This is a genomic window from Acinetobacter gerneri DSM 14967 = CIP 107464 = MTCC 9824, assembly GCF_000368565.1.
GTDB classification, from domain to species: domain Bacteria; phylum Pseudomonadota; class Gammaproteobacteria; order Pseudomonadales; family Moraxellaceae; genus Acinetobacter; species Acinetobacter gerneri.
Genome location: NZ_KB849549.1, coordinates 242411 through 256853, shown reverse-complemented (window position 1 = coordinate 256853; position 14443 = coordinate 242411). Strand labels below are relative to the sequence as shown.

Annotated in this window: 15 protein-coding genes and 2 tRNA genes; 8 read left to right on the top strand and 9 right to left on the bottom strand. The window is 37.4% G+C overall.

The window, feature by feature from the left end:
• Positions 1–2: 2 nt before the first annotated feature.
• A complete protein-coding gene (locus F960_RS19150) occupies positions 3–920 on the bottom strand; it encodes a DMT family transporter (protein ID WP_004869940.1) in 918 nt (305 codons plus the stop codon).
• A gap of 148 nt (positions 921–1068) precedes the next feature.
• On the opposite strand from F960_RS19150, the gene F960_RS19145 reads away from it, so the two are divergent.
• The gene (locus F960_RS19145; protein WP_004869936.1) at positions 1069–1356 is read left to right on the top strand and encodes an antibiotic biosynthesis monooxygenase family protein; all 288 of its coding nucleotides are present in this window, start codon (positions 1069–1071) and stop codon (positions 1354–1356) included.
• 176 nt (positions 1357–1532) lie between these two features.
• Complete coding sequence (locus tag F960_RS19140) at positions 1533–2318, top strand: hypothetical protein (protein ID WP_004869935.1); 786 nt, start codon at positions 1533–1535, stop codon at positions 2316–2318.
• A 28-nt stretch (positions 2319–2346) separates the two neighbouring features.
• Here F960_RS19140 and hisA read toward each other — a convergent pair whose 3' ends face one another.
• The 5 genes from hisA to hisB form a co-directional block, all read right to left on the bottom strand.
• Positions 2347–3078 carry a 1-(5-phosphoribosyl)-5-[(5-phosphoribosylamino)methylideneamino]imidazole-4-carboxamide isomerase gene (hisA, locus tag F960_RS19135; RefSeq protein ID WP_004869933.1) on the bottom strand — a complete coding sequence of 244 codons (732 nt, stop codon included), beginning with the start codon at positions 3076–3078 and terminating at the stop codon, positions 2347–2349.
• Between the two features lie 114 nt (positions 3079–3192).
• Positions 3193–3801: a 3'-5' exonuclease gene (locus F960_RS19130; RefSeq protein ID WP_004869931.1), complete on the bottom strand. Its 609-nt coding sequence runs from the start codon at positions 3799–3801 to the stop codon at positions 3193–3195.
• Positions 3802–3832: 31 nt separating this feature from the next.
• Positions 3833–4423, bottom strand: coding sequence for a DUF805 domain-containing protein (locus F960_RS19125; RefSeq protein ID WP_042073276.1), 591 nt, complete (start codon positions 4421–4423; stop codon positions 3833–3835).
• 250 nt (positions 4424–4673) lie between these two features.
• Positions 4674–5291: an imidazole glycerol phosphate synthase subunit HisH gene (gene hisH / locus F960_RS19120; protein WP_004869927.1), complete on the bottom strand. Its 618-nt coding sequence runs from the start codon at positions 5289–5291 to the stop codon at positions 4674–4676.
• A complete protein-coding gene (gene hisB / locus F960_RS19115; RefSeq protein WP_004869925.1) occupies positions 5291–5884 on the bottom strand; it encodes an imidazoleglycerol-phosphate dehydratase HisB in 594 nt (197 codons plus the stop codon). Before hisB ends, hisH begins: the two co-directional genes overlap by 1 nt.
• Before the next feature lie 91 nt (positions 5885–5975).
• On the opposite strand from hisB, the gene F960_RS19110 reads away from it, so the two are divergent.
• The 5 genes from F960_RS19110 to F960_RS19090 all read left to right on the top strand — a co-directional run bounded on the left by F960_RS19110 (position 5976) and on the right by F960_RS19090 (position 9114).
• The gene (locus tag F960_RS19110; RefSeq protein ID WP_004869924.1) at positions 5976–6353 is read left to right on the top strand and encodes an acetyl-CoA sensor PanZ family protein; all 378 of its coding nucleotides are present in this window, start codon (positions 5976–5978) and stop codon (positions 6351–6353) included.
• 194 nt (positions 6354–6547) lie between these two features.
• Positions 6548–6623 (top strand) — tRNA-Phe (locus F960_RS19105).
• A gap of 122 nt (positions 6624–6745) precedes the next feature.
• Positions 6746–6821, top strand: a tRNA-Phe gene (locus tag F960_RS19100).
• 181 nt (positions 6822–7002) lie between these two features.
• The gene (locus F960_RS19095; protein WP_004869922.1) at positions 7003–7770 is read left to right on the top strand and encodes a class I SAM-dependent methyltransferase; all 768 of its coding nucleotides are present in this window, start codon (positions 7003–7005) and stop codon (positions 7768–7770) included.
• 81 nt (positions 7771–7851) lie between these two features.
• On the top strand, positions 7852–9114 hold the full coding sequence (locus F960_RS19090; protein WP_004869920.1) for an OmpP1/FadL family transporter: 1263 nt from the start codon (positions 7852–7854) through the stop codon (positions 9112–9114).
• Positions 9115–9200: 86 nt separating this feature from the next.
• Here the strand turns inward: F960_RS19090 and F960_RS19085 are convergent, their stop codons facing one another.
• A complete protein-coding gene (locus F960_RS19085) occupies positions 9201–9623 on the bottom strand; it encodes a GNAT family acetyltransferase (RefSeq protein ID WP_004869917.1) in 423 nt (140 codons plus the stop codon).
• Between the two features lie 293 nt (positions 9624–9916).
• Between F960_RS19085 and F960_RS19080 the strand changes: the two genes are divergently transcribed.
• Entirely contained in the window at positions 9917–11575 is a 1659-nt protein-coding gene (locus F960_RS19080) for a GMC family oxidoreductase (RefSeq protein WP_004869914.1), read from the top strand.
• Between the two features lie 148 nt (positions 11576–11723).
• On the opposite strand, the gene scpC is transcribed toward F960_RS19080, so the two are convergent.
• Together scpC and F960_RS19070 are read right to left on the bottom strand one after the other, a co-directional pair.
• The gene (scpC, locus tag F960_RS19075) at positions 11724–13244 is read right to left on the bottom strand and encodes a succinyl-CoA:acetate CoA-transferase ScpC (RefSeq protein WP_004869913.1); all 1521 of its coding nucleotides are present in this window, start codon (positions 13242–13244) and stop codon (positions 11724–11726) included.
• A 531-nt stretch (positions 13245–13775) separates the two neighbouring features.
• A complete protein-coding gene (locus F960_RS19070; protein ID WP_004869911.1) occupies positions 13776–14372 on the bottom strand; it encodes an SMI1/KNR4 family protein in 597 nt (198 codons plus the stop codon).
• Positions 14373–14443: the final 71 nt, after the last annotated feature.

Below are 14443 nucleotides of genomic sequence, written 5' to 3'. Positions count from 1 at the left end.
TGTTATTTCACTTCATTCTGATCAGCTTTATTTCTCTCAAGAAATTTAGGTTTTAATTCACTGATAATGACACTTAAAACAACAAGAATGCCACCTACAATTGCTAGCGCTGGCAATCTTTCACCTGCAAGTCGACCAAATATGCCCGCCCAAACAGGTTCTCCAGCGTAAATAATCGCAGCCTGTGACGGTGGAACATAGCGCTGAGCCCAATTCATTACCGATTGAATCAGTGCGCTTGCCAAGCCCAAACCAATTGCGATAAACAATAATGTCCAAGAAAAAGCAGGGACAGTATGTTCGCCAACCAAAGGCATGATGGCAAAGGAGAGTATAGAGGCTACAGCAAGTTGAACCACAGTGACTCGTTTTACATCAACTTTTCCTGCGAAATATCCAATAAAAATGATCTCAAGAGCAATCGCAATCGCACCTAATAATGTGAGAATTTGACCATAATTGAAGGACAAACTTCCCAAACCATTGCCTGTCAATAAAACCAATCCTGCAAAAGCTAGCAATACCCCGATCCATGTCATGATATTGGGCATTTTCTGGAAAATGATCCACAATAAAATCGGTACTAAAGGTACATAAAGTGCTGTTAAAAATGCCGATTCACTACTTGAAATCATTTGTAAAGCAACAGTTTGTGTGCCATAGCCTGCAGCAATGAGGATACCAATCAAAAAGCCTGCAGCAATTTCTTTGAGATTTAACCCTTTCATGGCTTTGTAGGAAAATAACAGCACAGCCAGTGTAGCCGCAGCAAAGCGACAACCCACAAAGAACATCGGAGTTGTGAAATTTAAGGCGTACTGTACAGTGAGAAAAGTACCACCCCAAATGACCGTAATGAGGATCAAAGCAATTTGTGGTGCTTTACTGGATAATGATTGGGGAGTTGTATGGCTGAGCATAAAATTTAAAACAAGGACTGTACATATATTTTAAACAATCTCATGCAAATATGCGAAATGAATCAACACAGTTTTTAAATAAAATACTTGATCTAGAAAGTTTATACTTGAGTTCAGTTTCATCTAAAAATGTTTAAGGAGATAAAAAATGGTGATAGAACAAGCACAAATTACAGTTCATGCTGGTCAAGAACAGGCATTCGAAAAAAAATTCTATGAAGTCTCTGAAGTTTTTAGAAATACTGAGGGTTGTCAAAAATTTAGATTATTGCGTGGTATAGATCACCCACAAAATTATGCACTTGTGATCCAATGGACCAGTAAAGAGATCCACGAAGCTTTTATGCAAACAGCCGAATTTAAGCAATGGTTTACTGCGATCAAACCATTTTTAGCTGAACGAATTAAAATGGAACATTTTGAGAGAACTTTATAAGTTTCATTGTTTTAGAGTAAAGCAACTCAGCAAAATGTGTGAGTTGCTTGGCAATTCTTATATTTTTTAAAAAAATAAAGTATAATTATTGAACTCATTTTTAGATTTTAAAATCAAAAAATAGCAAATTCAAAAAAAATAATTGCGCTAAGCAGTGATAAAGAAAAGGTTTTTGCATGGATTTATTAGGCTGGTATTTTCATTATTTTTCATTTTTTGGCATAGGTATCCACGTTATTATTGCTGTGTTTTTTGCAATACATGCCATACGTAATGGAAAACCTTATTTTTGGTTATGGATTCTCTTTGTTTTCCCCTTTTTAGGCAGCGTGGTTTATTTCTTTGCAGAATATTTACCTTCTTCACGGATGCCTTATCAGGCGAATGCTGTTGGACGTAAAATGTTGCATGTTTTGCAACCCAATCGTGCCTTGAATCAGCTTAAAAGCCAATATGAAACTGTTCCAAGCATCGAAAATGCGGTGCATTATGCAGATGCTTTGACTTCTACAGGAAAAGCATCTGAGGCGATTTCGATTTTGCAGCAAAAAATGAATAGTCTTTGTGAAAATGATCCTGCATTTTTAGAAAAGCTGGCTGTCGCATATTTGCAAGATCAACAATCTGAGAAAGTGCTTGAAGTCACGACCAAGATTAAAAACATTGATCCAGAATTTAAAAAGGAAGACATGGCGCTTTTACGCGCATTGAGTTTTCATCAGCTCAATCAGGAAGATCAAGCACGACAAGAGTTTCATATCGCGACTAGAAGTAAAAATATCAATATTTTAAGTGAATACGGTTTTTGGGCGATCCAAACCAATCAACCTGAATTGGCTCGAAAAATACGTGAGGAAATGCAGAAAAGTTGGCAAATCTGGTCTAAATACACTCGAAAAATGTATAAACCTATTTTTAAGCAATATGATAAAGCATTAAAAGATCTAAAAAAGCCAGCATAAAGCTGGCTTTTTTAAAGCAGGATAAAAATTAGAGACTTTGTTCATCTAATAAAAGTTGTGCTTCACGAAGGTTTAAAGTCCCTTCATAGATTGCACGACCTGTAATCGCACCTAAAATGCCGTGTTTACCTTTTAGGTTACGAACGTCATCAAGATTGGTTACACCACCAGAAGCGATCACTGGAAGACCTGAGTAGTCAGCAAGATGAACAGTTTGTTCAATATTAACACCTTGCATCATGCCATCACGTGCGATATCTGTATAAACGATGCTTGATACACCTGCATCAGCAAAACGTTTAGCCAGCTCAGTTGCTTTTACATCTGTGACATTTGCCCAGCCATCAGTTGCAACCATACCGTTCATTGCATCGATACCCACGATGATATGACCTGCAAATTGCTTACATGCTTGCTCAACAAATTCAGGCTCTTTTACCGCTTTTGTGCCAATAATCACAAAAGACACGCCAGCTTGAAGATAATGCTCAATCGTTTCAAGTGAACGAATACCGCCACCGATTTGAATTGGTAATTCTGGTTGCGCTTTGGCGATTGCTTCAACTACAGGTTTATGAATTGGGGTACCTGCAAAAGCACCATTTAAATCAACCAAATGCAAACGACGTGCACCTTCATTGACCCAATGCTGTGCAGTGGCAACTGGATCATCTGAAAATACGGTATCGTCTTCCATACGACCTTGTTTTAAACGAACACATTTCCCATCTTTTAAGTCAATTGCAGGGATGATGAGCATGATTTTGCTCCTTGCCAAATCTCAGAATAAATTGAATAGCAGCATATTAGCAAAGTATTGTAAATTTTCTAAGCATTGTGCCTAATTTAGATGCAAGTTATCTGAGTTGAATGGCTATTTGATACATCCTAGACGTTGTAATTCAAGAAAAACCAAGAGCGCAGCATAGGCATCTGCAGCCGCATAACTGATTTGTTCAGGACTTAAATGTGATTTTGACCAATTTGAAGTACTAATCCGTTTATTTTTTTGGAAATTTTGCTGAAATAAAACAGCGATGGCATTTTTAATCCCAACTGTATTAGTGATTCCAAAGCTTTTAAATGATTTGGCTAGATCAAAAATACCTTGCAATTCAATATTTTTCTTACGAAACAGGTGTAAGTCATTTTTTAAACCAAAACCAACTTTTAATTGCTGTGGATTGGAGAGGAGCTTGCTTAAAAATGTCAGGGTTTCACTATTTACTTGAAATAAATAAGCTTTGTGTTCACTAGCCAGCTGAATCAGATGAGGTCCTGTATTGATCTCACCTTTACGAAAGGTCGGTTTAGACTCTGTATCAAATCCCAAAATTGCAATATTTTCCAGTTCAGTCTGAATCGCTTGGCATTGTTCTAAGGTTTTAATCACAAGGATCTGTTCTGGATCTAAACTAATAAATTTGGGATAAAGCGCAATCTGTTCTCTGCTTGGAACATTATTTTCTGTATAGTTTTCCATGAAATGGCATTAAAAATGAATTCGAATAATTTTAAACGATATTGTCATTCAGTTCACTGATTTGAGCTTTTTTATGCTCAGCACTATGCATATAAAGACTTGGAAAAATCAGACGTTTAAAACCTTGCTCAGGGGTAGGATGCATGAGCATATAAAATAAAATCACCACAATCACTAAGGGTGAAATCAGCATATTGGCTTGACCCAAAAGCTTTTCCCAACCAAAAATATTTCGTGTAAAGCCATATTTATTCATTCCTTCATCACCTTTGCTAAACAGCAGATAGATAAAAAAAGTAAAATTGAGCAAAGGAATAAGCAAAAATAATGAATACCATCCAGATTGATTACGATCATGTAGTCGGCGAATCGTAAAAATAAAAGAAAAATAGACGAAGTAAATTTGGATGATAAAGATTGAAATGTAACTTAAAAAATTAAAAAAACTAGCGAAATTCGTGTCGTGAAATTGTCCAAAAATAAGCAAAACAAGAAGGATTGAAGCTGAGCAAATGATGCCATTTAACAAGGACCATGCAGCGAACGAAAGCCGACAGAATCGTCCATTTGGACTTGAAGGTCTGTCTATAAGGGTTGCACTATATTGAAATAGTTTCGTCATTGCTTTTGCCCCAAAACAAAAAAATAATTAATTATTCATGTGAAAATGATTTTAAAAATAAAAATATATAAAACATATACTTAAATTATTATTTTAAATCTGAAATAGAATGATCTTCAAGTGTATTTTTTGACTAATGAATTAAATAAATAACAAGGCAAGGCTTAGGTAAAAAATATATATTTTATTATTCAAATAAAAAACCAAGCCAATTTAGATCAGCTTGGTTTTTTTAAGAAGGGTCTAAAATTTAGATATCCCATTCCACAAAATTTTTCAGCAACTGTAAACCTGCTGTATGACTCTTTTCTGGATGGAATTGAGTTGCAAATAGATTTTCTTGATGGATTGCAGTACAAAAATTTAGACCATAATCACAGGTCGCTGCCACAAGTGCTGCATCTTGTGGTTCAACATAGTAGCTATGCACAAAATAAAAACGTGCATCTTGCTCAATATCTTTCCACATCGGATGATTTGGATCAGCTTGATGAACTTGATTCCAACCCATATGCGGTACTTTTAAACCGTCAATCTCAGGAAAATGTTTTACTGAGCCTTTGAAAATACCCAGTGCATCTACACCGCCATTTTCTTCTGAGCTTTGCAATAAAGCCTGCATACCGACACAAATTGCGAGAACAGGTTTGTTAAATGCTGCATTTTTTACAACTTCATCAATACCTGCTTCATGCATACCGATCATACAGTCACGCATTGCCCCGACACCCGGGAATACGATTTTATCAGCTTTAGCGATCAATTTAGGATCGTTGGTTACATCAACTGTTGCGCCGACATGTTCGAGTGCTTTTGCAGCTGAATGAAGATTTCCCATGCCATAGTCAAGTAAGGCAATACGTGTCATTAGAGGGTTCCCTTGGTTGAAGCAACTGTATTTTCTGCACGTGGATCAACTTCACAAGCCATACGAAGTGCGCGTGCAAAAGCTTTAAATACACTTTCAATTTGGTGGTGGCTATTTTTGCCTTTTAAATTGTCAATGTGCAGTGTCATTAATGCATGATTGACAAAACCTTGGAAAAACTCTGAAAATAAATCAACATCAAATGTACCGATACGTGCGCGAGTAAATGGAATATCCATCCAAAGCCCCGGACGACCAGATAAATCAACCACAACACGGCTTAAAGATTCATCTAACGGTGCATAAAAATGACCGTAGCGACGTAAACCTTTTTTATTACCCAAAGCTTGAGCAAAAGCTTGACCAAGTGTGATACCACAGTCTTCGACAGTATGATGGTCATCAATTTCGAGGTCGCCATCACAATGAATATCAATATCAAATAAGCCATGTCGCTTGATTTGATCGATCATATGATCTAAAAAGGGTACACCCGTATTGAGAGTGCCTTGACCAGTACCATCAAGATTCACACGAACTCTAATTTTTGTTTCGTTGGTGTTTCTTACCACTTCACTGATACGCTCTGTCATGGACACGTTCCTCAAAAAACGTTAAAAATGATGTAAATTTCGCTGTAACGAAAAAGAAACAGCATATTAGATTGCTCAGGAGGGTTAATCAATGCCTATTACCGTACATGCCAAAACTTCTATCGAAAATCAAGAAGTTCGCCAACAACTTGAGCACCTTTACAATACCAGCCCAGAATTTAGCGATGGGGCAGATGCAATCGAACAACTTGAGCAAAACTTAACTCAGTATACCTTACTTTATACCGCAGAATTTAATACAAAAATTATTGGTGCACTTTGGTCTACTGGACAGGGAGAAAGCCGAGTTCTGGAAAATATCGTGGTGCATCCAGCCAATCGAGGACGTGGTGTTGCAGAACGATTGGTGAGTGAAGTTTGCCGTATGGAAGAAGAAAAGGGCGTAAAAACATTTGAGCCGGGTTGTGGAGCGATCCATCGCTGTCTGGCACATATCGGAAAGATATAAATTTTCCATTGAAAGAAGTGGGTAAAAAGCAGCAATGGCTGCTTTTTTTATGGCTTAAATTTGTTTAAAAATACCGCAAAATCTCTATTTTTATATGAAAAATAGCATTTTTTGCTGTAAAAATAGACTATTGATTCAATTCAGCAAAAGTTTCCTTGACGGATAAAAGTTTAAATTGTTTAATACGCTCCATTGGCGAGATAGCTCAGTCGGTAGAGCAACGGATTGAAAATCCGTGTGTCCCCAGTTCGATCCTGGGTCTCGCCACCATATTAAAGATTTAGTCCATGATCCCATCATGGATTTTTTTTGGGTAAAAAATACCCGATCAAATAAAAAAGAAATCTTTTTTATTGACTATTGAGTCGAGATACGGCTTAATACACCGCATTGGCGAGATAGCTCAGTCGGTAGAGCAACGGATTGAAAATCCGTGTGTCCCCAGTTCGATCCTGGGTCTCGCCACCATTTTTAAAAGCTCTAATGTGTATTAGGGCTTTTTTAGTATCTATACTTCAATTTTGTATAAATAATAATCTAAAATAGTTGCAATATTTTTTATGTTTTTTGTCTAACAAAAATGTATTTTTAAGGCTTAGTCAGGTATATATTGATTAAGGAAATGATAACTATATCTCATAATATAAATATGAAAGACTTATTTTCAAGCAATAGTGAGCTGTATTCACTCGCAAGACCCAGCTACCCAATAGAAGTGGTGCAAGAGTTATTGAATCTTGTGCCTGAGCCTCATTTTGCTTGGGATTGTGCTGCGGGATCGGGTCAATTCACCCAACTTTTAGCCCCTTATTTTGATCAAGTGGTTGCGACAGATTTGAGCGAGCAGCAACTCAAACAAGCGCCTTATTTTGAAAATGTTAGTTATCAAGTACAAGCAGCAGAATCAACCACTTTTGCTGATCAGAGTTTTGATTTGATCAGTGTTGCGCAAGCTGTGCATTGGTTTGATTTTGATCGTTTTTATAAAGAAGTCTATCGAACGCTGAAGCCAGAAGGCTATCTGGCGATTATTGGTTATGGATTGATCCACGTGGAACAAGCCGAGCTATCAGAATTGATTCACGAATTATATTTTCAAACTTTAAAAGGATATTGGGATCCCGAGCGTCATTATGTGGATGAGATGTATCAAACCATCCCATTTCCATTTGATGAAATTTCTGTTCCTAAAATGAGAATGCAATATCAATGGTCCAAAGATCAATTGATTAATTATCTAAATACATGGTCTGCTTTAAAGCATTATCGTGAGAAAAATCAAGATAATGCTTTAGTGAAAATTCAACAATATTTAGACAATGAACCAGCGCTTATTTGTGTGGAATTTCCGATTTTATTTAGAGTTGGAAAATTAAAAGCAAAATCTAAAAAGGGCTTTTTGCGAAAAAAAAGATAAGCTATAAGATTTTAATTAGATTACAAGAACAAACTTAATCATTATTCTTTTACATAGATTATTTATATGTAGATTAAAAAAATGATTCTAAATTATAAAACATTGCCTCTCGCAACATTGATTTTACTCAGTACAACCTCTGTTTTTGCAACAACAGGCTATTTTATGCATGGTTATGGCGTAAAGGCTCAGGGTAATGCAGGGACTTCGATTGCGAGTTTTAATGATGCTTTAACCATTGCCAATAACCCAGCAGGCTTGAGTTGGGTTGGAGAGCGCTTGGATGTTGGTGCTTCAATTTTTAAGCCCGATCGTTCGGCGAAAATCACGGCTAATGCCGCAGGTGCGAATGGTAATTTTGATGGAAATGGGCGTGAATATTTCGTTATTCCTGAAGTCGCGTATAACCATTTAGTTAATGATAAGGTTGCGTTAGGGCTTGCGATTTATGGCAATGGTGGCATGAATACGGGTTATAAAAGAAATCCATTTTCGGCATTTGGTAATCAAGGCACTGCGGGCGTAGATTTATCACAGATTTTTATTTCACCTGCGATTTCATGGAAATATACAGATCATCAGTCGATTGGTATTGCATCCAATATTTTATATCAACGTTTTGAGGCAAAAGGGATTAATGGCTTTGCAGGTTTTTCCCAAGATGGTTCAAGTTTGAGTAATCGTGGACACGACTCTTCTACTGGGATTGGGGCACGGATCGGTTGGGCTGGACAGTTTTATCATGACCGTTTGACTCTGGGTGCAAATTATTCTTCTAAAATAAAAGCAGACAAATTTGATCGTTATCAAGGTTTATTTGCAGAACAAGGCGGTTTTGATGTACCTGAAAGCTATGGTGTGGGCGCATCATTTAAAGTTACGCCTAAGCTTGCTTTAGCCGCCGATGTGCTCAGAATCAATTATTCGGATGTGGACTCTATTGGGCATACATTTGATGTAAATCAAATCATGCAAGGGAATCCTTTTGGCTCAAAAAATGGTCCCGGTTTTGGTTGGAAAGACATCAATGTTTACAAAGTCGGAGCAAGCTATCAGGCAAATTCTAAGCTTACTTTGCGAGCAGGTTATAGTCATAATGATCAACCTATTGCTAAAGATCAGACATTTTTAAATATCCTTGCGCCTGGTGTGGTTCAGGATCATATTAGTGTTGGCGCAACTTGGAATATTGACCCTCATCAAGAATTAACAGTGGCTTATACCCATGCTTTAGAAAAAGAAGTCAAAGGTAGCCAATCTATTCCTAATGCTTTTGGTGGTGGTGAAGCGGATCTGAAAATGAGTCAGGATGTATTGGGCTTGTCTTATGGTTATAAGTTTTAATTGTTAGATTGTTAGATATAGCATGTGAATGAGGCAGTAATTTAAATCGAAAATACTGCCTCATTTATTTCTAAACACACAAGAACTTACGAATTTTGTTGTAAATCTTTGGCTAAACAAACCACTTCGATTTCTTCATAGCCCAGTTGTTCATAAAAATTTTGCACATCGATATGCTCTTTGGAAATCAAAAGTTGAAGCTTTGGACAACCGATAGCGATCAAGCGCTTTTCCAATTGTTTTAACAATGCTGTGGCAACACCATTTCGCTGATGATGTGGATGGACTGCGAGATAATTTGCCCAACCACGATGCCCATCATAGCCTCCCATGAGACTGGCAATCAGCGCATCATCTTTGACGGCAACAAGGAATAATTGATCTTTTAAGGCGGCTTTACGGAAAATATCAACTTCAGGATTATTCCATGGTCTGGATAAATCACATAATTCCCATAAATTGATCACATCTTCCAAATCTGTATCTAAAAACTGACGAATAATAAACATATTATTTTAGCTATTTTTAGGTTCTGTTGAGCTTAGATTAATCTAAAAATTTTGATTTGATAAGATGGTTTTTTGAACAAATTCAATGTTAATGTAATAAAGCTTGGATAAGCACGGAAAATAAAGCAAAAAGATACCAACAGCCACATAAAATACATTGAAGTTGACCTGATAGCACAATCGACTGCAAATCATAATATGTCATGGCGAAATAAAAATAGGATCTGCCACATAGTGAACATCCACACGGTTTTTATGTGAAGTTGTTGATCCAACAAACAAGGAAAGTATAAATGGAAAATAATGAATTTGATTACATCATCATTGGTGGTGGCTCAGCTGGATGTGTGCTTGCGGGACGATTGTCCGAAGATCCAGATGTGAGTGTTTGTTTGCTTGAGGCAGGTGGTGATGGCAACAGTTGGACAGTCAATGTGCCTTGTGCTGCCGTGGTTAGCATTCCCACAAAAATCAATAATTGGGCTTTTGAAACCGTTCCGCAAAAGGGTTTAAATGGTCGGAAGGGTTATCAACCGCGCGGTAAATGTCTAGGCGGATCCTCAGCAATCAATGCGATGGTGTATATCCGTGGCAATGCCAAAGACTATGATGATTGGTCTGAAATGGGGAATACGGGTTGGTCTTATCAGGAAGTTTTACCTTATTTTATAAAATCAGAAAATAACCAACGGATTAAAAATCAATATCACGGGAATAATGGACCATTATCAGTCATCGACCTACATAGCGATAATCCGCTACAGGAGCGCTATTTAAGCGCAGCAAGAGAACAGGGGCATAAGATCCTTGATGACTTCAATGGAGCCGAACAAGAGGGGCTAGGCGTCTATCAGGTGACACATATCAATGGTGAACGGTGTAGTGCGGCACGAGCGTATTTATTTGAGCACTTACAGCGTCCCAATTTAACCGTGATGACACATGCCTTAGTTGAAAAGATCTTGATTGAAAATCATGTTGCTGTAGGTGTGCAGATCAAACAAGCAGATGGGTTTAAACAAATCAAAGCACGTCACGAAGTGTTGTTATCCGCAGGTGCAATGCAATCTCCACAAATTTTGATGCTTTCAGGTGTTGGCGATACTGCTGAACTGGCTGAGCATCAGATTGAAGTGAAAAAGCATTTACCGGGCGTAGGTAAAAATTTCCATGATCATCCTGACTTTATCTTTGGCTATAAAGTAAAAGAGATTGCGGGAACATTTGGTGTTTCATTTGCTGGATCGTTGGATCTGCTTAAACAAATCAAACGTTATCGAGAAGAGCGACGTGGCTTGTTGACGACAAATTTTGCCGAATGCGGTGGATTTTTAAAAACCAAAACAGAACTTGAAATCCCCAATTTACAATTACATTTTGTGGTGGCTTTGGTCGATAATCATGCAAGGACCATGCATGTAGGACATGGGATTTCCTGCCATGTTTGTCTACTCAATCCACGTAGTCGTGGCACGATTAAAATTAGTGGTCCGAGTATCGACGATCCTTTGTTGATCGACCCAAATTTTTACCATGATGAGCAAGATCTGGCAGATATGGTCGATGGTTATAAGATTACTGAAAAATTGATGCAATCTAGTTCTTTTAAAGAAATTATCAAAAAGGATCTGTTTACAGCGGAGATCAAAAATGATGATGATATTCGTGAGATATTACGGAATCGATCCGATACGGTGTATCACCCTGTAGGGAGCTGTAAAATGGGTATAGATGAGATGGCTGTGGTGAGTCCAGAGTTAAAAGTTTATGGCATTGAAAATTTGAGGGTGGTTGATGCCTCAATCATGCCTAAAGTAGTCAATGGCAACACCAACGCACCAGTGATCATGATTGCTGAAAAAGCAGTGGATATGATTCGAGCCGATCGGGCAAAACAGATTCAGCAAACGCAAATACTCACCGAGGATACTGAAGTTTCACTGGCAGGATGATTTTGCTGAACTTTGCCATATCGACTTAAACTTTAAGACCTAAAAATAAGACAGAAAAATGAGACATAAAAAAACGCCCAAGATAGGGCGTTTTTTATATTTCATATCGCAAACAATTTTTTAATGATCTACGAATGAAAATGTTCGATTAAGCAGTTTTTTGTGCTTGATCAGCAGTTGCAAGCATATGACCAGTTTCTTCAAAGTTGCTGTGCCAAGAAAGCGCTTCACGCAAGATGTGTGGAGTTTGACCACCTTTTGCACATGCACGATCAAAGTAATCATTCAATGCATCACGATACATTGGGTGAGCACAGTTGTCGATAATTGCACGAGCACGTTCACGAGGAGCTAAACCACGAAGATCAGCAAGACCTTGTTCAGTAACCAAGATGTCTACGTCATGTTCAGCATGGTCTACGTGAGATGCAAATGGAACAACAGATGAAATGTCACCACCTTTTGCAATTGATTTAGTCACGAAGATTGCCAAGTGAGCATTACGCGCGAAGTCACCTGAACCACCGATACCATTCATCATTTTTGTACCACAAACGTGAGTTGAGTTTACGTTACCGTAAATATCAAATTCGAGTGCAGTGTTGATGCCGATAATACCTAAACGACGTACGATTTCAGGATGGTTTGAAATTTCTTGAGGACGAAGAACCAATTTGTCTTTGTACGCTTCGATATTTCCAAACACTTTTTCGCCGTATTTAGCAGAAAGAGTGATTGAAGAACCTGAAGCGAAAGTCATTTTACCTGCATCGATCAATTCGAAAGTACAGTCTTGAAGTACTTCAGAATACATCACTAAGTCTTCAAAGTTTGATTCTTTAAGACCAGTCAATACCGCATTTGCGATAGAACCGATACCAGCTTGTAAAGGACCAAGATTTGAAGGTAAACGACCTTCTTCAACTTCTTTTTCAAAGAATGCGATTAAATGGTTTGCAATACCTTGAGTTTCATCATCTGGTTCAGTCACAGTTGATGGAGAGTCATGCAATGTATTGTTAAATACGATACCTGCGATTTTTGCTGGATCGATATTGATTGCAGTTGTACCAATACGTTGATCAACATGAGTCAAAGGAATCGGTTGACGTGTTGGACGATAAGACGGGATATAGATATCGTGTAAGCCTTCAAATGCAGGGCTTAAGTTTGTGTTGATTTCAACAATTACTTTTTCAGCAAAAATAGCAAAGCTTGCAGAGTTACCAACAGAAGTTGTTGGGATGATGCCGCCATCTTCAGTAATTGCAACAGCTTCAATCACTGCAACATCAGGTTTTTTAAGTTGCAAGTTACGCATTTGCTCAACAGTTTCAGACAAGTGTTGATCGATGAACATCACTTCGCCTTTGTTGATTGCTTTACGCAAAGTATTATCCACTTGGAATGGGAGACGACGAGCTAAAACACCCGCTTCAGTCAATTTTTTGTCCAAGTCATTACCAAGGCTTGCACCAGTAATGAGGGTAATTTTCAACGGATTTGTTTGTGCACGTTCAACTAAAGCTAAAGGAACAGCTTTCGCTTCCCCAGCACGAGTAAAGCCACTCATTCCGACAGTCATACCATCTTGGATAAATGCAGCTGCTTGATCTGCGCTCATGACTTTGTCATGAAGTGAAGCTAAACGGATACGATCTAATGACATGGTTTACGCTCAATTCTTATTCAAAACTTGACGGGATTGTACCGCCCAATAACTAAATTGTGCATGCCTGTTATGCTAAGGTCTAATTTTTTCATTAAATGTGGGTATAAATTCTGTGAATGGTTTTTAAATATTTATTTTTTATATGAATATTATAGTGTGAGTGTAAAATAATCAATTTCGTTTGTTTGTTTATTAATCAATAGTTTAAATAGACTATTTCAAAATAGCTGTTTTTAGCGACCATTCGTCTATAAGTATAATTGCTGTTTTTTTGTGAAAAGTATTTCAATATGAAATGATGAAATTTGATTATTAGTTGCGTGAAAAATTATCAAATTTTGTGATGGGTTCGATTTTTTAGTTTGTGGCTGTATTTTTTATACTCATTTCGTATCGCTGAAATTTGCTCGATTGGATAGCTTTTAGCCAAATGATGGCGAAGCTTTCATAAATGATAAAATCCTTTGTTGAGTAAAAATTGTAAAAATACAATTTTTACTCATTTTCCCATATAGAAAAATTTAAAAATTAGAGTGCTGTTGGAGCTTCAGAATTTTCCAAAAGCTCAATCAAAGCCTCTTCCAAAGACATATTTGCTGGACTTTGGCTGAGCATCGGCGTCAAATAATCTTCCCAAAGCGTGTTATAAGCATCTTGATGGAAGTTGATAATGCCAAATTTACCTTGCTCATCGATATACAAATGTCGTGCAGATTCATGATCATATTGGCGTAATCCAAGTCCGATATATTTTTGATTTAACTGATTAAACGCCAAGCTTTTTTCATTGAGTTTAGAGAGGTCATTATCATATTGGTAACGTAACCAATCGATGATACCCAGTGAGTTTAGACGTAAATATTTTCTTGAGTCTTGTAAAGCCAAAATTAGCAAGCGAGCAGGCAAGAGCCGAATGGTCATGCCCGTATCTCTTACACCTTCATCTAGGTAGCCAACACCGCCATATTCTAAATAAAAACGTTTAAATTCTTGAGGAAAAGGGCGATTTGACAAATGTTCTAATTCAGCAATTTCTTCAGGTGTTGCAAGTGGTTGTTGAAATGCTTTTAATTCATGCACAGCGAAAATTTGATTGAGCTTTTGTATTGAATGTTCAAGGTTCATAAGATCACCTTATATAAAATAGTGGATCTTCTAAATTTGTAGATGGAGTGGCTTTTATTAATATTAAAACT